The organism is Kitasatospora sp. NPDC004289, from assembly GCF_053602875.1.
Window position 1 is genome coordinate 1 of sequence record NZ_JBSGEL010000002.1, and the last position, 25,256, is coordinate 25,256.

Genomic DNA, 25,256 nt, shown 5'->3' on the forward strand with positions numbered 1-25,256 from the left:
ACTGATCCACCCCGAAGGGCTTCACCGTTCGACTTGCATGTGTTAAGCACGCCGCCAGCGTTCGTCCTGAGCCAGGATCAAACTCTCCGTGAATGTCTACCGGTAATCCGGCAAGCACCCGCGTTGAGCGGCACGGCAACCACCGGAATAAGGCGGTCCCGCGCACTGCGTCCTCGCTAGTGTTTACTTCATAAAGGAATCTCCAACCCCACCGAACGGTGAGGCCGGGGATGTCAACATATCTGGCGTTGACTTTTGGCACGCTGTTGAGTTCTCAAGGAACGGTGGCTTCCTTCGGTCCGCCTTCCAGCGGGCCCTCCGGGCGCTTCGTTCGTGTTTCCCAGCCTATCAGACGTTTTCCGCTCCGTTTGACCGGAGTTTCATCCATCTGACCTGCTTTTGTTCGCTGCTCTCGCGGCGACTCCGGAACTGTACGGGGATCGGCGCCCCACAAGCAAATCGCCCCCGCCCGGCGGACCGGGCGGGGGCGAAGCGCGCTGCGCGTCAGCGGACCTCGGTGATCTCCGGGCCGCGGGCGAAGGGGTCGAGCGAGGCGTCCGCGAAGCGGGAGCCGGCGCCCTCGACAACGCCCGCGCCGCCGTCAGCGACCATCTGGGCGTCCTCGGGGAGCTTGAGGACGATCGGGTCGCGGGGGGCCATGGGGGTCTCGCCGCGGACCACGACGGTCTGCTGGAAGACCTGCTCCAGGACGCCCGCCATCTCGGGCTGGACCGCGGCCTGGCCGGAGATGACGCCGCGGAGGAACCAGCGCGGGCCGTCGCAGCCGACGAAGCGGACCAGCTGGACACCCTGGGTGCCGTCCGGGAGCTGGACCGGGACCTGGGCGCGGAGGTGCCAGCCCAGCGGGCCCTCCTCCTCCTCGACCAGACCGCCCTGCTGGGTGATGCCGGTGGCGATCTCCTCGCGGACCTCGCCCCAGATGCCCTCGGACTTGGGGGCGGCGAAGGCCTGCAGCTGGATGGCGCTGTTGCCCAGGACCAGGGTGGCGGCCACGATCGCGTCGCCGGCCACCTCCACCCGGAGCTCCATGCCCTCGACGCCGGGGATCAGCAGACCGCCGAGGTCCACCCGGCCGTCCTGCGGGGTCTCGAGCTCGGAGACGTCCCAGGGGCCCTCCGGGCGCGGGGCCGGCGGCAGGCCGACCCGGTCGGCGGGGTCGATGCTGTTCTCGCTCTCGGAGTCGGCGGAACCTTCGACGTCATCGGCCGTCTCGTCGGCGCTGATGGCGTCGTCGGCGAGCTGCTCGACAGCGTCCTCGCTCTTCTGGCGACGACGGAACACGGTCACTGTCCTTCCCGGTCCAAGACCGATGCGAATACCTGCTCGACTACTGCTCGGCTACTGCGCTGGCGCGGGCATGGTAACCCTGTCGTGACCTCCGGTCGACCCGAACCCGCCTTCTCCCCGGGACGAACCGGGCAGTTCGGCCACCTCGTGGAAGAGGGCCTTCTCGACCTGCTGGATGACCAGCTGGGCGATCCGGTCCCCCCGGCGGAACTTCACGGGCTCGCGCGGGTCCAGATTGACGACGATCACCTTGATCTCACCACGGTACCCGGCGTCGACCGTCCCCGGGGCGTTCACCAGGGCAACGCCGCACCGGGCCGCGAGGCCGGAGCGCGGGTGCACGAAGGCCGCGTAACCGTCGGGCAGGGCGATCGCGATGCCGGTGGGGAGCACGGCCCGCTCGCCCGGGGCCAGCTCGGCGTCCTCGGTGGTGCGCAGGTCGGCGCCGGCGTCGCCGGGGTGCTCGTACGCGGGCAACGGGATCTCCGGGTCCAGCCGGGTGATCAGGACGTCTACCGGCGGGCGGGCGGTGGTGCTCACGGGTTCACCTCAAGGGCTCGGGCGCGTTTGAACAGGTCCGGGTCGTCCATGGCCTTCTTGATGTCCTCGGGACGACCGTGCGTGGTGAAGTGTTCCAGCTTCACCTGGATGAAGAGTGCCTGGGCGCGGATCGCGACCGGTCCGTCAGGTCCGCCGATCCGGCCCTCGGCGGCGCTGTAGATCTTGCGGCCGTGCACACCGGTGATCCGGGCGTGGATGTGCAGCTCCGAGTCGACGGGCACCGGGCGGACGAAGTCGCACTCCAGGCGGCCGGTGACGGCGGGGGCGTTCAGCAGCCAGTTGAGGGTGCCGATGGTCTCGTCCATGGCGGTCATCAGGACGCCGCCGTGGGCCAGGCCGGGGCCGCCCTGGTGGCTGGGGCGGACGGTGAAGCGGGCGGTGACCTCCAGGCCCTCCCCGGCCACCGCGTCGAGCTGGAGGCCCTGGGGGTGCTGCGGACCGCAGCCGAAGCAGTGGTCGTAGTGCGAGCCGAGGTGGGTGCCGGGCGCGGGCGCCTCGGGGGCACGGGGCGGCAGCACGGCCTCGGCGGGCGGGGTGGTGGGCGGGAGCGCCGGTGGGGCGGGCGCCGCGGTGGGGGTGTCGGTGGAGGCGTTCACGCCCGCGACCCTACCGGCGGGTAGCTTCCGGTGCACGGGGTGTCCGGCGCCCGCCCGCACGGACGCCCGAGGTGCCCGGGCGGGCCTCCGGCGGGGCCCCGGAGGCCGTGGGCGGCGTTGGCGGACCCACAATGGAGCCATGTACGACGAACGCCTCACCGTCCCGCGCAGCTGGTGGCTGCTGCCCGTCGCGCTCGGCCTCACGCTGGGCCTGATCATGATCCGGTTCGACGCCGTCGCGGCCCTGGTCGCGCTGGTGATCGGCCTGGTCCTCGGCGCGGCCGCGCTGAGCAGCTACGGCTCCGCCCGGATCCGGGTGGTGCAGGGCTCGCTGGTGGCGGGGCAGGCCCGGATCCCCGCCGAGGCGCTGGGCACCGCGCACGTGCTGAACCCCGCCGAGACGGTCGCCTGGCGGACCAGCAAGGCCGATCCGCGCGCCTTCATGCTGCTGCGCAGCTACGTCCCGACGGCCCTCCGGGTCGAGGTGACCGACCCGGCCGACCCGACGCCGTACGTCTACCTGTCCACCCGCTCGCCGCAGAAGCTGGCCGACGCCCTGGCCGACGCCCGCCGGGTCGGGCGCACCAAGTAGGCCCGAGCCGCGCAGGTCCGCACCGGGCGGCCCCGGACACGGAGGAGGGACGGCTCCGCGTGGTGTCACGCGGGACCGTCCCTGTGTTCCGGTACTGCTGCCGCTCGGCCGGACGGACCGGCCGTGCGGTGGTGCGGGCGCGACCGCCGGAGCGGCCGCTGCTGCTGCCTCCGGCCTTGCTGCCCAAGGCCGGGCGGGGTGGTGTGCCGGGCCGGCGGTGACCGTCGGACCCGGGCCGTTCCCGCTCCGGCTCAGGCGCCGCAGTCCACGCAGATGGGCTGGCCGTTCTTCTCGCCGGCCAGCTGGCTGCGGTGGTGCACCAGGAAGCAGCTCATGCAGGTGAACTCGTCCGCCTGGCGCGGCAGCACCCGGACGGAGAGCTCCTCGTTGGACAGGTCGGCGCCGGGGAGCTCCAGGCCCTCGTTGGCGTCGAACTCGTCGACGTCCACCGAGCTGCCGGACTTCTCGTTCCGGCGAGCCTTGAGCTCCTCGATGCTGTCTTCGTTGACGTCGTCGTCAGTCTTGCGTGGGGTGTCGTAGTCCGTTGCCATTGTTCGCTCTCCCCCTCTGGGTGTGTGCGGGTATCTCCAGCGCACGTAACGCATGGGGGGCCGGTCTTGTGCCCGACCCGAGGCCGAGATTTTGCCTTACTTCAAGCCCCGTTACTCAATCGACACCCTCAAACGGCCCCCTGGGGCACGTCCTGAGGGGCCGTCAGGGGTTCACGCAGAGCTGCCACCGCCGGTGCGACAGGGCACTCGGATGGTCACGCTGAGCAACGGCCGCCGAGGGGACAATTCGCCAACTCACCTGTAACGCCATGGATTTGACGCTACGTCGACAATTGTCCCCACCGAACGGGCCGTCACCCTGCGGAGCCGATTCACCCTGATCGGTGATCACCAAGAGAGATCATCCGAACGGGTCGAGGGCGTTTGTGTGAGATCCGTCACAGTCTGAACTTTTCGGGCAAATCCCGAAGAATCCTCCTGCCCCGTGACTACTTCCGAGCGGCCGCGGCGGCCCTGCGTGCGAGCAGGGCGGCCTGCCGCTCGTCGAACTTGGTGGCCTGCGCGTCCAGCCCGTCCAGGAAGGCGCCGAGCTCCTGCTGGGCCAGCAGGCCCTCCGGGCCCAGGCCCCCGATCTCCATCACCTTGAGGTGGCGCAGCACCGGCTGCAGCACGTCGTCGTGGTGGATCCGCAGGTTGTAGACGCCGCCGATGGCGATCTGGGCCGCCGCACGCTCGAAGCCCGGGATGCCGTGGCCGGGCATCCGGAAGTTGATCACCACGTCGGCGACGGCCCGCATGGCCTGGTCCGGGGCGATCTCCAGGGCGGCCTTGAGCAGGTTCCGGTAGAAGATCATGTGCAGGTTCTCGTCGTTCGCGATCTTCGCCAGCAGCTGGTCGGCGAGGGGCTCGCCGGCGCACTTGCCGGTGTTGCGGTGCGAGATCCGGGTGGCCAGCTCCTGGAAGGCCACGTAGGCCACCGAGTGCAGCATGCTGTGCGCGTTGTCGGACTCGAAGCCCTCCGACATGTGCGACATCCGGGCCCGCTCCAGCTCCACCGGGTCGACCGCACGCGTGGCCAGCAGGTAGTCGCGGATGGCTATCCCGTGCCGGCCCTCCTCGGCCGTCCAGCGGTGGACCCAGGTGCCCCAGGCGCCCTCGCGGCCGAACATGGTGGCGATCTCGTGGTGGTAGCTGGGGAGGTTGTCCTCGGTCAGCAGGTTGACCACCAGGGAGACCCGGCCGAGCGGCGTCACCTGCGACTGGTCCAGCGACCAGGCCTCGCCGCCCAGCACGCCGTCGAAGTCCCGGCCCTGGCTCCACGGCACGAACTCGTGCGGCATCCACTCCTTGGCCACCTTCAGGTGCCGGTTGAGCTCCGTCTCCACGACCTCCTCGAGCGCCATGATCAGCCGCGCGTCGGTCCAGCCGGTGGTCGCGAGCGGGGCGGCGGTGGGGGCGGCGACGGTGCGCTGCACGGGTGCGATGGTCACGGTGCTCCTCGGGCGGGCAGGGACGACGGCGGTCGCGGTCGGGCCTGGGTGGCTGCGATCCACCTTACGGCTGCGTAGGTTACGACACCGTAAGTTCTCTCGGCGGCAAAAGACAAGCCGCCCCCGCCAGGGCATATGTCGGCTGACTTGCCTGGCGGGGGCGGCTGTTGGGCGATCGTGGACGTAACGGAATGCTCCGGACACGGAGCGACGCGGAGGCACCGGGGCGGCCGGTGGGGCGGCTGCGGGGGCGCGGGGACGGCGGGGCGGCGCGGGGGCGCCCGGAGGTCAGGCTCCCGGGATCCGGACCCGGATGGTGAGCCCTCCCCCGGGGCGCGCGGTGGCCTCGATGGCGCCTCCGTGCGCCCGGACCACCGAGCGGACGATGGACAGGCCCAGGCCGACCCCCTTGTCGCTCCTGGTCCGGTCCGCGCCCTTGACCCGGCGGAACGGCTCGAAGATGTGCTCCAGCTCGTAGCCGGGCACCACCGGCCCGGTGTTGCTGACCGTCAGCTCTCCCCCACCGCCCGGGGCGGGGGCACTGGTGATCTCCACCCAGCCGCCGGGGGTGTTGTAGCGGATGCCGTTCTGCAGCAGGTTGAGCGCGATCCGCTCCAGCAGCACGCCGTTCCCGCCGACCACGGCGGGGTGCAGCTGGGAGCGCACCTCCACCTCGCGGCCGGCCGCCTCCGGCTTGGTCACCTCCACCGCCCGCTGGGCCACCTCGGACAGCTCGACCGGGCGGCGCTCGGTCAGCTCGTTGTCACTGCGGGCGAGCAGCAGCAGGCCCTCGACCAGCTGCTCGCTGCGCTCGTTGGTGGCCAGCAGGGTCTTGCCGAGCTGCTGGAGGTCGGGCGAGGCCCCCGGATCGGAGAGCTGGACCTCCAGCAGTGTGCGGTTGATCGCCAGCGGGGTCCGCAGCTCGTGCGAGGCGTTGGCGACGAACCTGCGCTGGGAGTCGAAGGCCCGGTCGAGCCGCTCCAGCATCTCGTCGAAGGTGTCGGCGAGCTCCTTGAGCTCGTCGTCCGGGCCGTCCATGTCGATCCGGCGGTGCAGGTCCGACCCGACCACCTCGCGGGCGGTGCGGGTGATCCGGTTGAGCGGCTGGAGCACCCGGCCGGCCAGTGCGTAGCCGAGGATGAAGGCGATCACGGCCAGGCAGACCATGACGGTCAGTGACTTGCGCAGCAGGGTGGTGAGCGAGTCCGCGGACTCCTGCTGCTGGTACTCCCGGATCAGCTGGTTGAACGTGCCCTCGGTGGCCACCTGGCCGTTCGGCAGGGCGACCTGCACGTTCGGCCCGAGCCTGATGTACGGCAGCGAGGCGTCGTGGAAGGCCTGCTGGACGAAGTAGTACATGAGCAGCAGCAGCAGCACGCCGGCCATCAGGAACATCCCGCCGTACAGCAGGGTGAGCCGGATCCGGATGGTCGGGCGCAGCTGGAGCCAGCCGAACAGTCCGCCGCCGCTCGCCGGCTCGGCCGGCGACGGGGCCGCTGCCACGGCCGGGGGTTGGGTCGGCTGCGGCGGTGCCGGGGTGCCTCCGGGCGCGCCGGAGGACCCGCCGGGCGAGGGCGGGGTGGTCATGGCTGTCCTCTCGGGTGCGGTCCGGGGCCGGGGCGGTCCGGGGCCTGTGGTGGGTGGGGCCGGTCGGGTTGACGCGGCGTCAGGTCGGCTGCCCCGGACTCAGATCCGGTAGCCGGAGCCGGGCACGGTGACGATGACGGCCGGGTCGCCGAGCTTGCGGCGCAGCGTCATCACGGTCACTCGGACCACGTTGGTGAACGGGTCGGTGTGCTCGTCCCAGGCCTTCTCCAGCAGCTGCTCGGCCGAGACCACGGCGCCGCCGGCCCGCATCAGGACCTCCAGCACGGCGAACTCCTTGGGGGCCAGCTGGATCGGCCGCTCGTCCCGCAGCACCTCGCGGCGGCCCGGGTCCAGCGAGATCCCGGCCCGCTCCAGCACCGGCGGCAGCGGGACGGTGGCCCGGCGGCCGAGCGCCCTGACCCGGGCCACCAGCTCGCTGAAGGCGAAGGGCTTGGGCAGGTAGTCGTCGGCGCCGATCTCCAGGCCCTCGACCCGGTCGCTGATGTCGCCGGAGGCGGTCAGCATGATCACCCGGGTGGCGAGGCCCTGCTCGACGATGCTGCGGCAGACGTCGTCGCCGTGCACCAGTGGCAGGTCGCGGTCGAGCACCACCACGTCGTAGTCGTTGACCGCGATGCGCTGGAGCGCGGCCTCCCCGTCGTAGACCACGTCGACGGCCATGGCCTCCCGGCGCAGACCGGTGGCCACTGCTTCGGCGAGCAGCTGCTCGTCCTCCACGACGAGAACCCGCACGGTGGTTGTCCCTTCTACGGCTTGGCTGCGGCCCACCGTGGCGGTGCCCGGGCAGGCCGTGGTGCGGCCGGGCGCGGACACCGGCGCGGACGCCCACCGGCCTTGCGGCGGCGGGGCCGGGCACAGCGGTCCGACGGTGGCTCCATCCTGCCTGGTCGGGCGGTAAAGCAGCGATAAGCCAGGGCACGTCAGGTCGAACGGTTCCGTGTTCGGACTGTGACGCGGGCAACTTTCCGTCCCCGTCAGGTTTCCCGGCGGTGGTGGCGGGGAGTAGAGCTGCACACCCACGATCGCGCCGAACGCCGATCGTGGTCACCACCCGCCGTGCGTTCATCCGCACCGGTCCGGGTTTCGGAGTCACATAGGGCGGCCGCAGGCCGTTGACGCACCAGCCGGGGGAGCAGGGAGCCTGGCTGGGGCGTTCCCGTTGTCGCCGTCATCCGGATCGGGGAACGCCGGACCGTGCCCGTCCGACACCGTAAGGGGGCCCGAATGGACGCCTTCACCGCCGGGATCATCCAGCGCATAAGGAACGCCGAGGAAGACCTGCACCGCGCTCTCGCCTCCGGGGACGAGTTCCTCGCCGAGGTCGAGCAGTCCGAGCTGGACGACCTCCGCCGGCTCGCCGCCGAACACGGCGTCGACCCGGTGCAGGAGCTGCACCGCTCCGCCGCCTGACCCAGCGCCACCCGCACCGCCGCGCCACCCGCACAGACCGAGCCCTGGCACCCCCCGTGTGCCAGGGCTTCGTGCTGCCCGGGCACAACGGGGTACGGGGGTGCGGGTGCGGGGATGCGCGGCGGGGACGCGCGTGCGGCTGCGACCCGTCAGGCGCCGAGCTCGGCCAGCCGGGCGGTGAGCCGCTCGAAGGTGGCCGGCGGCGCGGCCACCGTGAGCCCGTCGCCGGCCGGTTCGCCGGGGCGGCCGCCGGAGACCCCGCCCGCCTCGGCGACGATCAGCAGCCCGGCGGCCCGGTCCCAGGCGTGCAGGCCGCGCTCGTAGAAGGCGTCCAGCCGGCCCGCCGCCAGGTCGCACAGGTCGACCGCCGCGGCGCCGCCACGGCGGATGTCCCGGACCTCCGGGAGCAGGCCGAGCAGCACCCGGGCCTGCTCCTCCCGGACGGCCCGCACGTAGTTGAAGCCGGTGGAGACCAAGGCCTGGCCCCAGGGCGGGGCCGGGCGGCAGCGGATCGGGGCGCCGTCGAGGTGGGCGCCGCGGCCGAGCACGGCGTGGAAGAGCTCCCCCCGGGCCGGGACGGCGACCACCCCGACCACCGCCCGCCCGTCCAGCTCGGCGGCCACGCTGACGCCCCAGGAGGGCAGCCCGTACAGGTAGTTGACGGTGCCGTCGAGCGGGTCGACCACCCAGCGCACCCCGCTGGTGCCGGGCCGGTCGGCGCCCTCCTCGCCGAGGTAGCCGTCCTGCGGGCGGCGGGTGCCGATCAGCTCCAGGACGAGCTTCTCGGAGGCGAGGTCCATCTCGGTCACCACGTCCACCGGGCTGCTCTTGGTGGCGGCCACCCCGAGGTCGGCCGGGCGGCCGTCGTGGAGCAGGGCGCCGGCCTTGGTGGCGGCCTCCAGTGCCACGTCGAGGAGTTCGTCGAGCAGGGCGGGATCGGGCACGGGGTTTCCTTCCGACGGTCCGTCAGGGTGACGCGGCGTCAGGACGACGCCGCGTCAGTTCGGCTCGGCGGCTCAGCGTTCGGCGGCGGCCGGACGCGGGGCGCGCGGGTTGGGGCAGCAGGCGACGGCGCACACGTCGTGGCTGGGGCCGAGCGCCCCGAGCGCACACCGTTCGGGGCGCTCCCCGCGTTCGGCGGCCGCGCGCTCCAGCACCAGCTCGCGCACGGCGGCGGTGAAGCGCGGGTCGGCGCCGACCGTGGCGGCCCGGGTGACCGGCAGGTCCAGCTCGGCGGCCTTGGCGGTGGCCTCGGTGTCGAGGTCGTACTTGACCTCCATGTGGTCGGAGACGAAGCCGATCGGCACCATCACGGCGGCCGGGGCGCCGGCCTCCTTCAGGCCCTCCAGGTGGTCGCAGATGTCCGGCTCCAGCCACGGGACGTGCGGCGCGCCGCTGCGGCTCTGGTAGACCAGCTGCCACGGACGGCCCGTCACGCCCGTGCGCTCGGCGACGGCCTCGGCGACCAGCCGGGCCACCTCCAGGTGCTGGGCCACGTACGCGCCGCCGGGCTCGCCCCGGGCCGGGTCGTCGGGGGCGCCGGAGCCGTCGGCCATCGCGTCCGGGATGGAGTGCGTGGTGAAGGCGAGGTGGGCGCCGTCGCGGGCCGCGGCGGGCAGCCCCTCCAGGGCGGCGAGGGTGGCGTCCACCATCGGCTCGACGAAGCCGGGGTGGTTGTAGAAGTGGCGCAGCTTGTCCACGCCCAGCCCGGTGACGCCCTCCGCCTCCAGGGCGGCCAGCGCGTCGGCCAGGTTCTCCCGGTACTGGCGGCAGCCGGAGTAGCCGGCGTAGGCGCTGGTGGCCAGCACCAGCACCCGGCGGTGGCCGTCGGCGGCCAGCTCGCGCAGGGTGTCGGTCAGGTAGGGCGCCCAGTTCCGGTTGCCCCAGTAGACCGGCAGGTCCAGGCCGTGGTCGGCGAAGTCCTTGCGGAGGGCGGCCAGCAGCTCCCGGTTCTGCTCGTTGATCGGGCTGACCCCGCCGAACAGGAAGTAGTGCTTGCCGACCTCGGCCAGCCGCTCCTTCGGGATGCCCCGGCCGCGGGTGACGTTCTCCAGGAAGGGGACCACGTCCTCGGGGGCCTCGGGGCCGCCGAAGGAGAGCAGCAGCAGGGCGTCGTACGGGGCCGGGCCGGAGCCGGGCGTGAGGGTGCGCGAGTCGGGCATGGCACCGATCCTGCCACCAAAGGGCCCGTTCCCCGGCGCAGGTCCACAGAACGGAAATATCGGTTGCCCGGGCTCGTAAGCTGTGTATGCGATCCGTGTTCCTTACCCCACCTGCGGAGCTCCCCCGTGCTGTCCAGCTACCGCCAGATCTTCGCCGCCCCCGGCACCCTGGCCTTCTCGTTCTCCGGATTCATAGCCCGGATGCCGATCTCGATGACCGGCATCGGCATCATCACCATGCTGTCCCAGCTGCGCGGCTCCTACGGGCTGGCCAGCGCGGTCTCGGCTGCCATGGCCGTCTCGGCCGCGGTGCTCGGCCCGCAGGTCTCCCGGCTGGTCGACCGCTACGGACAGCGGCGGATCACGCTGCCGGCGACGGCGGTCACGGTCGCCGCGGCGGTGGTCCTGCTGCTGCTCGCCCGGGCCGGGGCCCCCAGCTGGACGCTCTTCCTGCCCGCGATCGGGATGGGCGTGATGCCCAGCGCCGGCTCGATGGTCCGGGCCCGCTGGGCCAACCTGTACAGCTCGACCCCGCCCAAGCTGCACACCGCGTACTCCTTCGAGGCGGTGGTGGACGAGATCTGCTTCATCATCGGGCCGATCCTCTCCGTCACGCTGGCCACCAGCGTCTTCCCGGAGGCCGGCGTGCTGCTGGCCGGGGTCTTCCTGCTGGTCGGCGTGCTGCTCTTCACCGCCCAGCGGCGGACCGAGCCGCCGGTGCGCACCGAGGAGCACCGGGCCGGGCGGTCGGCGATCTTCTCCAAGGGTCTCCAGGTGCTGGTGGCCACCTTCGTGGCGACCGGCGCGGTCTTCGGCTCGGTCGAGGTGGTCACCCTGGCCTACGCCGAGGCCGAGGGGCACAAGAGCCTGACCGGCGTGGTGCTGGCGATCTACGCGCTCGGCTCCTGCCTGGCCGGGGTGGTGTTCGGGACGCTGAAGCTCACCGGATCGATGGCCACCCGCTTCCTGGTCGGGGTCGCGCTGATGGCGGCCAGCATGGTGCCGCTGGTGGTGGTCGGCTCGCTGGTGCACGGCACCGCCGGGCTGATCGCGATAAGCGCCGCGCTGTTCGTGGCCGGCATCTCCATCTCGCCGACCCTGATCACCGCGATGGCGCTGGTCGAGCGGCTGGTGCCGGCCACCCAGCTGACCGAGGGGATGACCTGGACCACCACCGGCCTGGCCCTGGGCGTGGCGCTCGGCTCCTCGGCCGGCGGCCTGGTGGTGGACGCGGCCGGCGCCTCGGCCGGGTACTGGGTGCCGGTGGCCTCCGCCGCCTTCGGCGCGCTGGTCGCCCTCGGCGGCATCCGGCGGCTGCGCGCGGGGCTGCCCGCCCCCGAGGCGCAGCAGCCCGTGGCGGTCTGAGACCGCTCCCCTCCGAATGATCGTCGGCGTGCCCCGGACCCCTGTTTTCCGGGGCGCGCGGCGACTACGCTCCCCCTACCCACCGGTACGGAGCGGGCCGAGGCCCGGAGCGGAGGCACCCCCATGCCCCAGGCCACCTGGCGGAACTGGGCCGGAAACCAGAGCGCCCGGCCGAGCCGGACGGCGACGCCGCGCTCGGTCGAGGAGCTGTCGGCCCTGATCGGCCACGCCGCCGAGCAGGGCCGGACGGTGAAGGCGGTCGGCTCCGGCCACTCCTTCACCGCGATCGCCTCCGCCGGGGACGGCCTGCTGATCCACCCCGACGGCCTGTCCGCGCTGCGCGGCATCGACCGCGAGGCCGGCACCGTCACCGTCGAGTCCGGCTTCCCGCTCTGGAAGCTCAACCGGACCCTGGAGGCGGCCGGCCTCTCCCTGACCAACATGGGCGACATCGAGGTGCAGACGGTCGCCGGGGCCACCAGTACCGGCACCCACGGCACCGGCCGCGACTCCGGCTCGCTGGCCGCGCAGCTGCGGGCGGTGGAGATCGTGCTGGCCGACGGCTCGGTGCAGCAGTGCTCGGCGCAGCAGAACGCCGAGCTGTACCAGGGCGCCCGGCTGGGCCTCGGCGCGCTCGGCGTGGTCAGCGCGCTGACCTTCGCGGTGGAGCCGCTCTTCCTGCTCACCGCGCACGAGCGGCCGATGGGCTTCGAGGAGGTGCTCGGCTCCTTCGAGGAGCTGGCCGCCGTCAACGAGCACTTCGAGTTCTACTGGTTCCCGCACACCGACCGCTGCTCGGTGAAGCGGAACAACCGCAGCCAGGGCCCGGCCGCGCCGCTGCCGCGCTTCAAGGCCTGGCTGGACGACGAGTTCCTCTCCAACACCGTCTGGGAGGGCGCCTGCCGGGTCGGCCGCCGCTTCCCCGGCTCGATCCCCACCATCGCCCAGCTGGCCAGCCGCGCCTGGTCCGAGCGGACCTTCACCGACGTCGCGTACAAGGTGTACACCAGCCCGCGCACGGTGCGTTTCACCGAGATGGAGTACGCCGTCCCGCGCGCGGCGGCCACCACCGTGCTGCGCGAGCTCAAGGCGCTGGTCGAGCGCTCCGACTGGAAGGTCAGCTTCCCGGTCGAGGTGCGGGTGGCACCCGCCGACGACCTCTGGCTCTCCACCGCCAACGGCCGGGACAGCGTCTACATAGCCGTCCACCTCTACCGGGGCACCCACGAGCAGGGCTACTTCACCGAGGTGGAGAAGCTGATGACCGCTCACCAGGGCCGCCCGCACTGGGGGAAGCTGCACACCCGCGACGCCGGGTACCTGGCCTCGGTCTATCCGCACTTCGGCGACTTCACCGCGCTGCGCGACAAGGTCGACCCGGGCCGGCTGTTCGCCAACGACTACCTGCGCCGGGTGCTCGGGGACTGACGGCCGGTCAGGGCGAGGGGCTCCCGGACGGCGGCTGCGCCGCGGGCTCGCCGGAAGGGGCCGTGCCCTGCGTCGGGGTCGACGACGGGGTCGGGCTGGGGGTCGGGCTCGGCGTCGGCGTCGGGCTCGGGCTGCCGGAGGGGGAGGACGAGGGCGAGGAGGACGGAGACCCCGAGGGCGTCCCGCTCGGCGTCCCGGACGGAGTCCCGGACGGGCCTCCGCTCGGCGTGGCCCCCGGCTGCTGCTTCTCCTCCGACGAGGTGTCAGGAGACGGCGGGGACTTCTCGACCGTGCCCCCGAAAGAGGTGCCCTGGCCCTGCTCTCCCTTGACGGTGGCCGCCACCGGCTGACCGGTGATCAGCTCGAAGGACACGATCGGCACCATCGCCAGCGCGAACACCAGCCCCGAGACCGCCAGGTACGTCCGCCAGGTCCAGCGCCGCTTGGCCCGCACCGTGGTCGGCTCGTTCCACTCCTCGGACAGCTCGGACACCTCGGTGACCTCGGGCAGCGGCTCCCGCTTCGACCCCTGGGTGCGGTCCACGACCTGACGGAGTTGCTCCCCACCGCGCCGGAACCAGTGCTGGAGGACCGCGCTCCCCGTGGTGGCACCGATCGAGACCACCGCGGCGCCCAGGATGGTGCCGTAGACGCCCAGCTCGGAGGCGAGCAGCGCGCCGACGATCGTGGCCAGCGCGCTCGCGGCCACCTGGGCCACGCTCAGGTCGATCCGCCGTCGGCCGCCCTCCCCCTCCTTCTCCTCGGTGGTGGTCGCTTCGGTGCGCTGCTGGGGCATCAACATCCCTCGGTCGGTACGGCTGTTCATCCGGAAAAGTCCCTCCATCTTGCACAAAGAAGGACACAACGGGCGAAAATCTGGTTCTTGGCCGCCGATATATGTGAAGATGATCACCGCGCACTGACCGACCGTCGGCTATTGGAGTGCCCGCCCTTGAGATTCCCCTGAATCCGGGGAGACTTGAGCGGCGAGCCGCCCCTCTGGATGCCACGAATGGAGTACTGTTCGTGGAGCCTGAGCCTCGGTCATCAGTGTCGGCTGTCCAGCGGACGGCGGCCGGGGCCCCCGGGCGCGACGTCGACCGGCGACGTGGCAAACAGGCAACCGTGCCACAACGGTGCGTCAGGGCGGAAGCCCGACACGCCGAGTAACTCTGCAAGGTTGTGGCCAGTCGTGAGTGGGCAGGCCACACTCAGTACGGGAGCAGCGACGCAGGTGACGTCGGCAGGCACCACCCGGGAGGTAACCGTGCCCGAACTGCGCGTCGTGGCCGTCAGCAACGACGGCACACGGCTGGTGCTCAAGGCTGCCGACAGCACGGAGTACACCCTCCCCATCGACGAGCGGCTGCGCGCCGCCATCCGTGGTGACCGCCCGCGCCTCGGCCAGATCGAGATCGAGGTCGAGAGCCACCTCCGCCCGCGGGACATCCAGGCGCGGATACGAGCCGGTGCCTCCGCCGAGGAGGTCGCCCAGGCCGCCGGCATCTCCGTGGACCGGGTGCGCCGCTTCGAGGGTCCGGTGCTGGCCGAGCGCGCGTTCATGGCCGAGCGCGCCCGCAAGACCGCGATCCGCCGGCACGGCGAGACCACCGGCCCGCAGCTCGGCGAGGCCGTCGCCGAGCGCCTCGCGCTGCGCGGGGCGGAGAAGGACACCGAACGCTGGGACTCCTGGCGGCGCGACGACGGCACCTGGGAGGTCATCCTCTCCTACCGGGCCGACGGCGAGGGCCGCAGCGCCGGCTGGACGTACGACCCGCCGCGCCGGCTGGTGCAGCCGAACGACGACGAGGCGCGGGCGCTGATCGGCGAGAACGTGGAGCGGGAGGAGGACTCCGTCTTCCCGTTCATCCCGCGGATCGCCCGGCTGCCCCAGGACCGTCCGTCCCGCCCGATGATCGAGCGGCCCTCGGCCGACCGGATCATGGCCCGGGAGGTGCGCGAGGTCCGGGAGGTCACCGCGGCGGCGGCCACCGCCGAGGTCCGCGACCCGCTGACCAGCCTGCTGGACGTGGTGCCCTCCTTCGTGCCCGCCATCGAACCGGTGGTGGCGGCCGAGGTCGAGCCGGACGAGGTCGAGGAGGCCGCTCCGGCGGCCAGCGTCGGCGCCGGTTCGGCGTACGCGGACATCCTGATGCCGCGGGCGGTCGCGCCGCACCGCGAGCGGCTGGTCGGCACCACCGACCGGCAGGCCGAGGCGGACGGGGTCCGGCCCGGTCGGCGGGCCACGGTGCCGAGCTGGGACGAGATCGTCTTCGGTTCGCGCCGCAAGAAGCAGGACTGACCGGCCGTCAGGCCGTGAGCGCGGGAGGCGGGGCCCCTCGGGGCCCCGCCTCCGCCGCGTTCCGGGGCCGGGCGGGCACCCGGTCGCGGCCGGGTCGGCCGTCTCAGGCGCCGGTCGCGGCCGGGTTGGCCGGGTCGGCCGACCACTCGCTCCAGGAGCCCGGGTAGAGCGCGGCCCCGTGGTGGCCGGCCACCGCGAGGGCCAGCAGCTCGTGCGCGGCGGTGACGCCGGAGCCGCAGTAGACCGCCACCCCGGAGGCCTCCTCGACGCCGAGTGCGCGGAACCGCGCGGCCAGCTCGGCGGCGGGCCGGAAGCGCCCGTCGGCGGCCAGGTTCTCGGTGGTCGGGGCGGAGACCGCGCCGGGGACGTGCCCGGCCCGTGGGTCCACCGGCTCGACCTCGCCGCGGTAGCGCTCCCCCGCACGGGCGTCCAACAGCAGCCCGGTGCGGGCGAGTTCGGCCGCACCGGCGGCGTCCACGGTGGGCAGCGCACCCGGCTCGGGCTTGAAGTCCCCGCCGCCGTCGGCCGGGGCCTCCGTGGTCAGCGGGCCGCCCGCCGCCGTCCAGGCGGCCAGACCGCCGTCGAGCACCCGGACGTCCCGGTGGCCGGCCCAGCGCAGCAGCCACCAGGCCCGGGCGGCCGAGGTGGCAGGCCCGGCGTCGTAGACCACCACGGGCCGGTCGGCCCGCACCCCGGCGCGGCGCAGTGCGGCACCGAACACCTCCGGGTCGGGCAGCGGGTGCCGCCCGGCGGCACCCGGCGGGGCGGCCAACTCCCGGTCCAGGTCCACGTAGTGGGCGCCGGGCAGGTGGCCGGCCGCGTACTCCTCGGCGCCGGGCGGGCCGCCCAGGGCCCAGCGGACGTCCAGCAGGGCGGGGGCGTCGGCGCCGCCGAGGGCGGCGGCCAGCTCCTCGACGTCGATCAGGGGGGAAGGGGTGCTCATGCGCGCCATTCTTCCTCCGAAACTCCCTCCTTTGTACGGTCTTTGCGCGGCTCGCCGGGGCATGTACACCACGAGTCCGCCTTCGCGGTGGAACCATTCCCCTGCGACCGGAGCACTCCGAGGAGGACCGCCATGACCGCGGTGAAGGCACGGCTTGCCCAGGGCACGCCCTGCTGGGTGAGCCTGATGACCGGCGATCCGGAGGGCGCGCAGGAGTTCTACCGCGCCCTGCTGGGTTGGGAGTTCGAGCCGGGACCGACCCCGTTCGGCGGCTACGTGCGGGCCACCCTGGGCGGGGCCCGGGTGGCCGGGCTGGGCGTCACGCCGCCCGGCTCGGGGCACGGGGTGGAGTGGACGACGTACTTCGCGGTGGACCAGGCCGACGACGTGGCGCAGCGGATCCGGGAGTGCGGCGGCACCGTGGCGGTCGGCCCGGTGCAGGCCGAGCGGGCCGGGCGCGTCGCCATCGCGGCGGACGTGACGGGCGCGGTGTTCGGCCTCTGGCAGGGCGAGGAGCACACCGGCTGGGAGCTGGTCGGCGTGCCGGGCGCCCCGGCCCGGGTGGAGCTGCTGACGCCGGACCGGGAGGGCGCCGGGTACTTCTACGACGCGGTCTTCGGGGCCGGCCCGGAGCGGACCTTCCGGGGCGGGGAGGAGCTGCGGGACGGGCCGCCGCGCTGGCGGGTCCACTTCGGCGTCACCGACCCGGACCTGACGGCCGACCTGGCCGAGCGGCTGGGCGGGCGGGTGCTGGTCTCCCCGCACGACACCGGGCACGGCCGGGTGGCCCGGCTGGCCGATCCGCAGGGCGCGCGCTTCTCGGTGATCGCGGTCTCCTGACGGAGGCTCAGGAGAGGCGATCCTCAGGCCTGTTGTGCGCCCGCCTCGCCGAACGGCAGCACGTCGGGCGAGAGCACCGAGGCACGGGCGGTGGCGGCGGTCAGCCTGCGCCGGTGGTGGCGGCGGCAGAGCACCTCGTAGCCGACCTCGGCCTCGCTCTTGGCGATGTCGCCGACCACCACCTGGGCGCCCTCGACCACCATCACCCCGCCGACCGTGCGGGCGTTGTGGGTGGCCCGGGCGCCGCACCAGCAGAGCGCCTCGACCTGGAGCACCTCGACCCGGTCGGCCAGCTCGATCAGGCGCTGCGAGCCGGGGAAGAGCCGGGTGCGGAAGTCGGTGGTGATGCCGAAGGTGAAGACGTCGATGGAGAGTTCGTCCACCACCCGGGCCAGCTGGTCGACCTGCTCGGCGGTGTAGAAGTTGGCCTCGTCGCAGATCAGGTAGTCGACCTTGCCGCCGGCCGACAGCAGGTGCACCACGTGGGCGTGGAAGTCGAAGCCGTCGGTCACCTCCTTGGCCTCGGCGCGCAGGCCGAGCCGGCTGGAGATGGTGGAGGCGCCGGCCCGGTCGTGCCGGGAGAAGATGATGCCCCGTCGGCCCCGGGCGGCGTGGTTGTGGTCGAGTTGGAGCGCGAGCGTCGACTTGCCGCAGTCCATCGTGCCCGAGAAGAACACCAGGTCAGCCATGGGTGGAACGGGGGCCTTTCGGTCGTGAGAGCTGGGGTCGGTCAGCTGCGGACTTCGAGCAGCGGCACGATCTGCTCCACCGCCGTCATCGACCCGTGCAGGCCGATCATCGAGGACTCGCCGGGCTCGCGGCGCGAGGCGATCACCGCGACGTCGTCGCGGGCGGCCGCCACCACGTCGCCGATCCGGTGGTACACCCGGTCCTCGACCACCGGGCCGAACCAGCCGGCCGCGATCGCCTGGTCCCGGGTGGCCACCCAGAACCTGTCGCCCAGCACCTCGCTCCAGACCGTGAAGACGTCGCCGGCCGCCCCGGGCACCGCGTACACGTGCCGGGCCCGGCCCTCGCCGCCGAGCAGGGCGACGCCCGCGCCCAGCTCCCAGTCCTCGTCGAAGTCGATCCGGTCCTCGGGGGCGACGTCGATCATGCCGTGGTCGGCGGTGACGTACATCGCCGAACGGGGCGGCAGCTGCTCGGCCAGCCGCTTGGCCAGCCGGTCCACCGCGAACAGCGCCATCCGCCACTCGCCCGAGTCCACCCCGTACCGGTGACCGGTGCCGTCCAGCTCGCTGACGTAGGTGTAGACCAGCGCGCGGTCGTGCTCGGCCAGCCACTGGGCGGCCAGGTCCATCCGCTCCTCGCCGGTGGTGCGGCCGAGGAAGGTGCCGCCGGAGAGGGCCACCTGGGTGAGCGGGGTCTGGGCGAACAGCGGCGAGGAGACCTGGGCGGTGGCCACGCCCGCCTGGTGCACCCGCTCGAAGACGGTGGGGTGCGGCTGCCACTCGCGCGGCGGCACCGGGGGCTGCCAGCGCAGCTGGTTCATCAGCTGGTCGCGCCCCGGCACGGCCACCGTGTACCCGGCCAGCCCGTGCGCGCCGGGCGGCAGGCCGGTGCCGACCGAGGCCAGCGAGGTGGCGGTGGTGGACGGGAAGCCGGAGGTGACGGAGCGTCCGCCCGCCGCGATCAGCGCGTTCAGGAACGGCGCGTAGTCCGGGTTCCGCTTGATCAGCTCGTAGCCCAGGCCGTCGACCAGGAAGACGCAGACCCGGTCGGCGGGCTCCAGGCCGAGGCCGTCGGCGAAGCCGGCCAGGCCGAAGCCGGCCGCCACCGCGGGCAGCAGGTCGGAGAGCGCGCCGGTGCCGTAGCGCGGCACGGGGGCGTCGGAGGGGTCGAGGATCTCGAAGTCGTCGTACCCGAGGTGCGTGGTCATGAAGGTGCGTCAGCCCCGGTTGATGGTGGCCTCGGACAGCGCCCGGGCGAAGACCAGCGACTGCGCGACCGTCTCCGGACCGTCCCCGGCCTCGCTGACCCGCAGCGACAGGTCGTCGGCGGTGGCCGAACCGGTGTAGCCGTGGTCGGCCTCGCAGTTCGGGTCCGAGCAGCCGGCCGGCTCCAGGTCGATCCGCTGGACGGCGCCCCAGCCGATGGTCAGCACCACCTCGCGCGGCAGCGTGCCGGGGGTGTACGTCTCGGGGTTGGCCACCATCCGGGAGAGCACCACGGAGTTGATCCGGTCGATCCGGACGCACTCGGTGGAGGTGGTGGCGTACGGCACCGGGTTGGACCCGTCGGCGTTCTGCTCGTCGGTGTGGCTGACCACGAACCGGCTCGGCGTCAGCACCAGGACGGTCACGTGGCGGCGCACCTCGTTGGAGTCGAAGGTGGTCTCCTGGTGGACCAGGTAGGAGACGATCGGCTCGGAGCCCACCGCCGACTCCACGGCCTCCGACACCAGGGCCGGGTAGTAGCCGCTGCGCTCGATCGCCGACCGCAGGTCCTGGGTGGTGGTGGTACCGGTCTTCGCCATAGCTCCATCCTGGCATGTCCCGCCGACGTGGCGGTCGGCGCTGCGCCGGACTTCCGGCCTCTTCGCGTCCGGTGTCGGACACAACCTAGGAAGGTTACAGGGTGCTCATGGCGCGCGGCCCCAGATCGCTGCGGACCGGCAGCGGCGCGATCCGCACCCGGGCCGCCAGCACGGCCAGCCCGCGCGGTGCCACCACCACCGGGTCCAGGTCCACCGAGGCCACTTCCGGGAGGTCGTCCACCAGCCGGGAGACCCGCAGCAGCAGCTCCTCCAGGGCCCCGGTGTCCACCGGCTCGGCGCCCCGCCAGCCGAACAGCAGCGGGGCCGCCCGCACCTCGCGGACCAGCGCCGAGACGTCCTGGTCGGTGGCCGGGACCAGCCGGTGCGCGACGTCGCCGAGCAGCTGGGACGGGGCGCCGGCCAGGCCGAAGGAGAGGATCGCGCCGACCGCCGGGTCGACGGTGGCGCCGATCACGGTGTCCACCCCGCGCGGCGCGAGCCGCTGCACCACCAGCCGGGCCTTGGCCGCTCCGCCCAGCAGCGCGTCCAACTCCCGGAAAGCGCGCCGCAGTCCGGGCTCCCCGGTGAGGTCGAGGCGGACGCTGCCCAGGTCGGCGCGGTGGCGCAGGTGCTCGGCGGTGGCCTTGAGCGCGACGGGGTAGCCGAGCGCGGCGGCCGCCCGCAGGGCGCTCTCCTCGTCGGGCGCGGGCAGCGCGGGGTGGACGTCGATGCCGTAGTGGCCGAGCAGCTCGGCGGCCTGCTCGTCGGAGAGGACGATCCGCGCGCCGCCGGGCTGGGTCCGGGCCGCCACCGCCGTCCTGGTCTGCAGCGCGGCCTCCACCAGGGCGCGGGCCCGGTCCTCGGCGATCCGGTCCAGCTCGGGGACCCGGGCGGTCTGCTCGGCCTCGGCGGTGCGGCGGCGCCAGTCGGCGTAGCGGGCCGCCTGGGCCAGCGCGTGCACGGCCCGCTCGGGTGCCGGGTAGGCCGGGATCCGAGCCGCCTTGAGCCGCTCGGGCAGGTCGGTCAGCGCCAGGTGGGCGAGCAGCAGCGGCTTGCCCAACTCCCTTGCCCTTCCAGCCACTTCGATCAGGGCGTCGGCGAACTCCGGCTCCTGGGCGCCGCGTTCGGTCGGCGGGCGGTGGGTGGCGATCGGCGGGATGGTCACCGCGATCACCGCGTCCACCGCCGGGTCGGCCAGCGCGGTGTCCAGCGCGATCCGGAAGTTCTCGCCGGTGGCACCGGTGGTCAGGTCCACCGGGGTGCCGGGGCGCAGGCCGGCGCTCAGGCAGGCGTCGTGGGTGAGCAGTCCGAGCGAGTCCGAGTTTCCCACCACCGCGACGCGGTCCCCGGCCGGGAGCGGCTGGAAGGCCAGCAGCTCCCCGGTGTCGAACAGCTCGGTGATGGTCTCCACCCGGACCACCCCGGCCTGCTGGAACAGCGCGTCCACGGTCTCGTCCCGCAGCCCGCTGGAGGCCGGCTGCACGGCGTGGCCGGGCGGCAGGCTGCCGGTGTGCCGAGCCCCCTTGACCACCACCACCGGCTTGCTCGCGGCGAGGCGCCGGGCGATCCGGGTGAACTTCCGCGGGTTGCCGAAGGACTCCAGGTAGAGCAGCACCACCTCGGTCGCCGGATCGTCCTCCCAGTACTGCAGCCAGTCGTTGCCGGAGACGTCGGCGCGGTTGCCGACCGAGGCGAAGGAGGAGATCCCCAGGCCCCGGCGGTGCGCGGTCTCCAGCAGCGCCACACCGATCGCCCCGGACTGGCAGAACAGGCCGAACGGGCCCCGGCCGGGCAGTGCCGGGGAGAGCGAGGCGTTCAACGGCCGCTCGGGATCGGTGTTCACCAGGCCGAAGGCGTTCGGCCCGATCACCCGCATCCCGGCCGCCCGGGCCTGGCGCACCAGCGCCCGCTGACGGTCCCGCCCCTCCGGACCGGTCTCCGCGTAACCGGCGGTGACCACCACCAGGCCCTGCACGCCGTGCGCCCCGCACTCGGCGACGGCCTGCGGCACGGCGGGCGCCGGGACGGCGATCACCGCCAGGTCCACCGGGCCGGGGATCTCCAGCACCGAGCGGTGGCTGGGCACGCCGTCGATCGGGGTGCCCGGCTCCGCGTTCCGGTTCACCGCGAACAGCTCGCCCGCGAAGCCGCCGCCGCGCAGGTTGCGCAGCAGCGAGCGGCCGACCGACTGCGGCTGGCGGGAGACCCCGATCACCGCGACCGAACGGGGCGTCAGCAGCCGCTGCACCGAACGGGCCTCGGCCCGGTGCTCGCGGGCCCGCATCACCGCCAGCGCGGAGTCGGTGGGCTCCAGGTCGAACTCCAGGTGCACCACGCCGTCGGCGAAGGACCGGCGCTGGACGTAGCCCGCGTCGGTGAAGACCTTCACCATCTTCCGGTTCTCCGGCAGCACCTCGGCCTGGAAGCGGCGGATGCCGCGCTCCTGGGCCACGGCCGCGATGTGCTCCAGCAGCGCCGAGGCCACGCCGCGGCCCTGGTGGGCGTCCTGCACCAGGAAGGCCACCTCGGCGTCCGTCCCGGTGACGGAGGGGCGGCCGTCGGGGTCGATCCGGTCGTAGCGGACGGTGGCGATGAAGCGGTCCCGCACCACGACGGCCAGGCCGACCCGGTTGACGTAGTCGTGGTGGGTGAAGCGGCGGACGTCCTTGTCGGAGAGCCGGGGGTACGGCGCGAAGAACCGGAAGTACTTCGACTGGTCCGAGACCTGTTCGTAGAACTCCACCAGCCGGTCGGCGTCGGCCTCGGTGATCGGGCGGATCCGGGCCGTGCCGCCGTCGCGCAGCAGGACGTCGGCCTCCCAGTGCTGGGGGTAGCTGTGCTCGTCGCCGTGCGGCGCACCGTCTTCCACAGCGTCAGGTTAGACGCTCCCGGCCTCCACCGAGCAGGCCTCTCACCCCGCTGGCCCGGCGGGTCCCGCCTGCGCTTCCGGTTCGGCCCGGGCCCCCTCCCCCGCCCTCCCCCCGGCTCCGCGCAGCGGCCCCCTCACCCCTTCGCCCCGGCGAGCCTCACCGGCACCGCGGGTGGTCCCGGGCAGGGTGGGACTTTGGCCACCAAAGAGTCCCGCACCGGCGCGACCTCGCCGTTTGCATGCGACACTGGTCTAGACAACCCAGCTCCACCAGCACCACCTGAAAGGCACGTCACATGGCTGAGCGCCGCGTCACCATCGGTTGGGCCGAGGGCCTGCACGCCCGTCCCGCCTCCGTCTTCGTCCGGGCGGCGACCGCCGTGGGCGTGCCCGTCACCATCGCCAAGGAGGGCGGCAACCCGGTCAACGCCGCCTCCATGCTGGCGCTGCTGGGCCTCGGCGCCCAGGGCGGCGACCCGGTCGTCCTGGCCTCCGACGCCGAGGGCGCGGACGAGGCGCTGGACCGCCTGGCGAAGCTGGTCCAGGAGGGCCTGGACGAGCTCCCCGCCGCCTGACGCACCATCCGAAGGGGCGCGCCACCGGTCAGCCGGCGGCGCGCCCCTTCCGTGCGCCCGGACCTCAGAACACGGACCACCCCGTGGCGGTGGTCAGCGCGTCCAGCGCCGCCACGCCCAGCACCGAGTTCCCCGCCTGGTCCAGCCCCGGGCTCCACACGCAGACCGCCCCGCGCCCCGGCAGCACCGCCAGGATCCCGCCGCCGACCCCGCTCTTGCCCGGCAGCCCGACCCGGAAGGCGAACTCCCCCGCCGCGTCGTACGTGCCGCAGGTGAGCAGCACCGCGTTCACCCGCTTCGCCTCGCTCCGGCTCAGCAGCCGCGAGCCGTCCGCCCGCACCCCGTGCCGGGCCAGGAACCGCCCCACCAGCGCCAGGTCCCGGCAGCTCGCGGTCATCGCACAGTGCGCGTAGTAGTGCGCCAGCACGCTCTCCACCGGGTTGCGCAGGTTGCCGTAGCTGGCGATGAAGTGCGCCAGCGCCGCGTTCCGGTGCCCGTGCCGGGCCTCCGAGGCGGCCACCGCGTCGTCCACCTCGATCGCCTCGTTGCCCGACTCCGCCCGCAGGAAGTCCCGCACCGCACCGACCGCGTCCCCGGTCAGCTCCAGCAGACGGTCCGTCACCACCAGGGCGCCGGCGTTGATGAACGGGTTGCGCGGGATGCCCTGCTCCGTCTCCAGCTGCACCAGCGAGTTGAACGGATTGCCCGAGGGCTCCCGGCCGACCCGCCGCCACAGCGCGTCGCCGTCCTCCCCGCCCTCGGCGAGGGCCAGCGCCAGGGTGAACAGCTTGGAGACGCTCTGCACCGAGAACGGCGTCTCCCAGTCCCCCGCGCCGTACACCTCACCGTCCACCGTCGCGATCGCCATGCCGAACGCCGTCGGGTCGACCGCCGCCAGGGCCGGGATGTAGTCAGCCGGCCGGCCGCGCTCGGGCGCGCTCAGCGCGGTCGCCATCGCCTGGTGCAAGAGCTGCTGGTAGTCCACCCGGCCATTGTGCGAGCACCCGTCCCACCAGTCGAAATGCCGTTCGCATTCGGACGGCTGGACCGCCTACGGTGCCGGGATGACCGCCACCGCCCCGCCACCCGCACCACTGCCCGCACCGCCGCTCGTCCCGCCGCTCGTCCCGCCCCGCGCCGCCCTCCGGGACACCCTCGGCGTGGGCATCGGGATCTTCCCGCTCGGGCTGGCCTTCGGCGTGCTGCTCACCCAGAGCGGCTACGCCTGGTGGTGGGCCCCGCTCTTCTCGGTGCTGATCTACGCCGGCTCGGTGGAGTTCCTGGCCATCGGCCTGCTGATCGCCGTCACCCCGCTCGCCTCGCTCGCCATGACGACCTTCCTGGTCAACTTCCGGCACGTCTTCTACGGGCTCTCCTTCCCGCTGCACCGCGTCCGGGGCCGGCTCGGCAAGGCCTACAGCATCTACTCGCTGACCGACGAGGCCTACGCCCTCACCGCCACCAAGCCGGCCGAGACGCTCTCCTCGGGCTACGTGCTCGGCATCCAGGCCCTCTGCCAGGCCTACTGGGTGACGGGCGGTCTGCTCGGCGCCCTGCTCGGCTCCGCCCTCCCGGCCGGTCTGGAGGGACTGGATTTCACCCTCACCGCCCTGATCGCGGTCCTCGCCGTCGAGGGCTACCGCGCCACCCGCGACGTCCCCGGCCCGGTCCTCGGACTGCTCTCCGCCCTGACCGCCCTGCTGATCGCCCCCGACCAACTGCTGGCCGTCGCCCTCGGCCTCTACGTCGCCGCCCTCGCCGTCCGCCACACCCTCAGGAGCCGCCGCCGTGCCCAGTGACCGCTACCTCCTGACCGGCCTCCTGGTGATGCTCGCCGTCACCCTCGCCCTCCGCGCCGCCCCCTTCCTCCTGCTGGGCCGCCTCCGCGACTCCCCCTTCCTCACCTACCTCTCCACCGCCATGCCCGCCGGCGTGATGGTCATCCTCGCCGTCTACACCCTCCACGGCACCACCGCCGCCACCGCCCTCCCCGCCGCCGCCGGCCTGACCACCACGGTCGGCCTCCAACTCTGGCGGCGCAGCGCCCTGCTGAGCGTCCTGGCGGGCACGGCGGTCTACATGACGGCGCTCCAGCTCGGCTGAGCGGACAAATCGCCTTTAGCAAATCCATCCGATCGGATGGTCCGAGCCGATTTCAGGAACGACGCACATCATCGGCCTTCGACCTCGAACGCCCC

25 protein-coding genes and 1 rRNA gene are annotated in these 25,256 nt (G+C 73.3%); 9 read left to right on the forward strand and 17 right to left on the reverse strand.

What is annotated here, in order from left to right:
• From ACWEPF_RS01540 to ACWEPF_RS01555, 4 genes are all read right to left on the reverse strand, one after another.
• A 16S ribosomal RNA gene (locus tag ACWEPF_RS01540) occupies positions 1–93 on the reverse strand; the annotation flags it as partial.
• Positions 94–504: 411 nt separating this feature from the next.
• Positions 505–1,302, reverse strand: coding sequence for a DUF3710 domain-containing protein (locus tag ACWEPF_RS01545; RefSeq protein ID WP_345288522.1), 798 nt, complete (start codon positions 1,300–1,302; stop codon positions 505–507).
• Between the two features lie 57 nt (positions 1,303–1,359).
• A complete protein-coding gene (gene dut / locus ACWEPF_RS01550) occupies positions 1,360–1,848 on the reverse strand; it encodes a dUTP diphosphatase (RefSeq protein ID WP_452170946.1) in 489 nt (162 codons plus the stop codon).
• Positions 1,845–2,465, reverse strand: a complete 621-nt coding sequence (locus tag ACWEPF_RS01555) for a PaaI family thioesterase (protein ID WP_452170947.1) — start codon at positions 2,463–2,465, stop codon at positions 1,845–1,847. The genes dut and ACWEPF_RS01555 overlap by 4 nt, the downstream gene beginning before the upstream one ends.
• Before the next feature lie 139 nt (positions 2,466–2,604).
• On the opposite strand from ACWEPF_RS01555, the gene ACWEPF_RS01560 reads away from it, so the two are divergent.
• Positions 2,605–3,057: a DUF3093 domain-containing protein gene (locus tag ACWEPF_RS01560; RefSeq protein WP_345288516.1), complete on the forward strand. Its 453-nt coding sequence runs from the start codon at positions 2,605–2,607 to the stop codon at positions 3,055–3,057.
• Between the two features lie 251 nt (positions 3,058–3,308).
• On the opposite strand, the gene ACWEPF_RS01565 is transcribed toward ACWEPF_RS01560, so the two are convergent.
• The 4 genes from ACWEPF_RS01565 to ACWEPF_RS01580 all read right to left on the reverse strand — a co-directional run bounded on the left by ACWEPF_RS01565 (position 3,309) and on the right by ACWEPF_RS01580 (position 7,399).
• Positions 3,309–3,608, reverse strand: coding sequence for a DUF4193 domain-containing protein (locus ACWEPF_RS01565; protein ID WP_345288514.1), 300 nt, complete (start codon positions 3,606–3,608; stop codon positions 3,309–3,311).
• A gap of 449 nt (positions 3,609–4,057) precedes the next feature.
• On the reverse strand, positions 4,058–5,059 hold the full coding sequence (locus ACWEPF_RS01570) for an acyl-ACP desaturase (protein WP_380149864.1): 1,002 nt from the start codon (positions 5,057–5,059) through the stop codon (positions 4,058–4,060).
• Positions 5,060–5,347: 288 nt separating this feature from the next.
• A complete protein-coding gene (locus tag ACWEPF_RS01575) occupies positions 5,348–6,646 on the reverse strand; it encodes a sensor histidine kinase (protein ID WP_452170948.1) in 1,299 nt (432 codons plus the stop codon).
• A 99-nt stretch (positions 6,647–6,745) separates the two neighbouring features.
• A complete protein-coding gene (locus ACWEPF_RS01580; RefSeq protein ID WP_345288510.1) occupies positions 6,746–7,399 on the reverse strand; it encodes a response regulator transcription factor in 654 nt (217 codons plus the stop codon).
• A 492-nt stretch (positions 7,400–7,891) separates the two neighbouring features.
• Here ACWEPF_RS01580 and ACWEPF_RS01585 point away from each other — a divergent pair, with 492 nt between their 5' ends.
• Positions 7,892–8,077, forward strand: a complete 186-nt coding sequence (locus tag ACWEPF_RS01585) for a hypothetical protein (RefSeq protein ID WP_345288508.1) — start codon at positions 7,892–7,894, stop codon at positions 8,075–8,077.
• A 149-nt stretch (positions 8,078–8,226) separates the two neighbouring features.
• Here ACWEPF_RS01585 and ACWEPF_RS01590 read toward each other — a convergent pair whose 3' ends face one another.
• A complete protein-coding gene (locus tag ACWEPF_RS01590) occupies positions 8,227–9,021 on the reverse strand; it encodes an inositol monophosphatase family protein (protein WP_345288506.1) in 795 nt (264 codons plus the stop codon).
• A gap of 72 nt (positions 9,022–9,093) precedes the next feature.
• Entirely contained in the window at positions 9,094–10,239 is a 1,146-nt protein-coding gene (locus ACWEPF_RS01595; RefSeq protein ID WP_449797623.1) for a ferrochelatase, read from the reverse strand.
• Between the two features lie 126 nt (positions 10,240–10,365).
• On the opposite strand from ACWEPF_RS01595, the gene ACWEPF_RS01600 reads away from it, so the two are divergent.
• Positions 10,366–11,604, forward strand: a complete 1,239-nt coding sequence (locus ACWEPF_RS01600; RefSeq protein ID WP_452170949.1) for an MFS transporter — start codon at positions 10,366–10,368, stop codon at positions 11,602–11,604.
• A gap of 123 nt (positions 11,605–11,727) precedes the next feature.
• Positions 11,728–13,032 (forward strand): D-arabinono-1,4-lactone oxidase, encoded by a 1,305-nt coding sequence (locus ACWEPF_RS01605; protein WP_452170950.1) that lies wholly within the window; start codon positions 11,728–11,730, stop codon positions 13,030–13,032.
• A gap of 7 nt (positions 13,033–13,039) precedes the next feature.
• On the opposite strand, the gene ACWEPF_RS01610 is transcribed toward ACWEPF_RS01605, so the two are convergent.
• Complete coding sequence (locus ACWEPF_RS01610) at positions 13,040–13,828, reverse strand: hypothetical protein (protein WP_452170951.1); 789 nt, start codon at positions 13,826–13,828, stop codon at positions 13,040–13,042.
• A gap of 438 nt (positions 13,829–14,266) precedes the next feature.
• Here ACWEPF_RS01610 and sepH point away from each other — a divergent pair, with 438 nt between their 5' ends.
• Positions 14,267–15,334 (forward strand): septation protein SepH, encoded by a 1,068-nt coding sequence (gene sepH, locus ACWEPF_RS01615; protein ID WP_452170952.1) that lies wholly within the window; start codon positions 14,267–14,269, stop codon positions 15,332–15,334.
• A gap of 103 nt (positions 15,335–15,437) precedes the next feature.
• Here the strand turns inward: sepH and ACWEPF_RS01620 are convergent, their stop codons facing one another.
• Positions 15,438–16,277 carry a sulfurtransferase gene (locus ACWEPF_RS01620; RefSeq protein ID WP_452170953.1) on the reverse strand — a complete coding sequence of 280 codons (840 nt, stop codon included), beginning with the start codon at positions 16,275–16,277 and terminating at the stop codon, positions 15,438–15,440.
• A 132-nt stretch (positions 16,278–16,409) separates the two neighbouring features.
• Between ACWEPF_RS01620 and ACWEPF_RS01625 the strand changes: the two genes are divergently transcribed.
• Complete coding sequence (locus ACWEPF_RS01625; protein WP_452170954.1) at positions 16,410–17,117, forward strand: VOC family protein; 708 nt, start codon at positions 16,410–16,412, stop codon at positions 17,115–17,117.
• A gap of 23 nt (positions 17,118–17,140) precedes the next feature.
• On the opposite strand, the gene ACWEPF_RS01630 is transcribed toward ACWEPF_RS01625, so the two are convergent.
• The 4 genes from ACWEPF_RS01630 to ACWEPF_RS01645 all read right to left on the reverse strand — a co-directional run bounded on the left by ACWEPF_RS01630 (position 17,141) and on the right by ACWEPF_RS01645 (position 22,483).
• On the reverse strand, positions 17,141–17,806 hold the full coding sequence (locus ACWEPF_RS01630) for a thymidine kinase (RefSeq protein WP_345283242.1): 666 nt from the start codon (positions 17,804–17,806) through the stop codon (positions 17,141–17,143).
• 41 nt (positions 17,807–17,847) lie between these two features.
• A complete protein-coding gene (locus ACWEPF_RS01635) occupies positions 17,848–19,017 on the reverse strand; it encodes an alkaline phosphatase family protein (RefSeq protein WP_345283240.1) in 1,170 nt (389 codons plus the stop codon).
• Positions 19,018–19,026: 9 nt separating this feature from the next.
• Positions 19,027–19,614, reverse strand: a complete 588-nt coding sequence (locus ACWEPF_RS01640; RefSeq protein WP_345283238.1) for a DUF5998 family protein — start codon at positions 19,612–19,614, stop codon at positions 19,027–19,029.
• Between the two features lie 94 nt (positions 19,615–19,708).
• Positions 19,709–22,483, reverse strand: coding sequence for a bifunctional acetate--CoA ligase family protein/GNAT family N-acetyltransferase (locus ACWEPF_RS01645; protein ID WP_452170955.1), 2,775 nt, complete (start codon positions 22,481–22,483; stop codon positions 19,709–19,711).
• Between the two features lie 296 nt (positions 22,484–22,779).
• Here ACWEPF_RS01645 and ACWEPF_RS01650 point away from each other — a divergent pair, with 296 nt between their 5' ends.
• Positions 22,780–23,058, forward strand: coding sequence for an HPr family phosphocarrier protein (locus ACWEPF_RS01650; RefSeq protein ID WP_380149860.1), 279 nt, complete (start codon positions 22,780–22,782; stop codon positions 23,056–23,058).
• Between the two features lie 64 nt (positions 23,059–23,122).
• Here ACWEPF_RS01650 and ACWEPF_RS01655 read toward each other — a convergent pair whose 3' ends face one another.
• Positions 23,123–24,043, reverse strand: a complete 921-nt coding sequence (locus ACWEPF_RS01655; RefSeq protein ID WP_380149859.1) for a glutaminase — start codon at positions 24,041–24,043, stop codon at positions 23,123–23,125.
• A 79-nt stretch (positions 24,044–24,122) separates the two neighbouring features.
• Between ACWEPF_RS01655 and ACWEPF_RS01660 the strand changes: the two genes are divergently transcribed.
• Together ACWEPF_RS01660 and ACWEPF_RS01665 are read left to right on the forward strand one after the other, a co-directional pair.
• Positions 24,123–24,857 (forward strand): AzlC family ABC transporter permease, encoded by a 735-nt coding sequence (locus ACWEPF_RS01660; protein ID WP_452170956.1) that lies wholly within the window; start codon positions 24,123–24,125, stop codon positions 24,855–24,857.
• Positions 24,847–25,161 (forward strand): branched-chain amino acid transporter permease, encoded by a 315-nt coding sequence (locus tag ACWEPF_RS01665; protein ID WP_452170957.1) that lies wholly within the window; start codon positions 24,847–24,849, stop codon positions 25,159–25,161. The genes ACWEPF_RS01660 and ACWEPF_RS01665 overlap by 11 nt, the downstream gene beginning before the upstream one ends.
• The last annotated feature ends 95 nt before the right edge of the window (positions 25,162–25,256 follow it).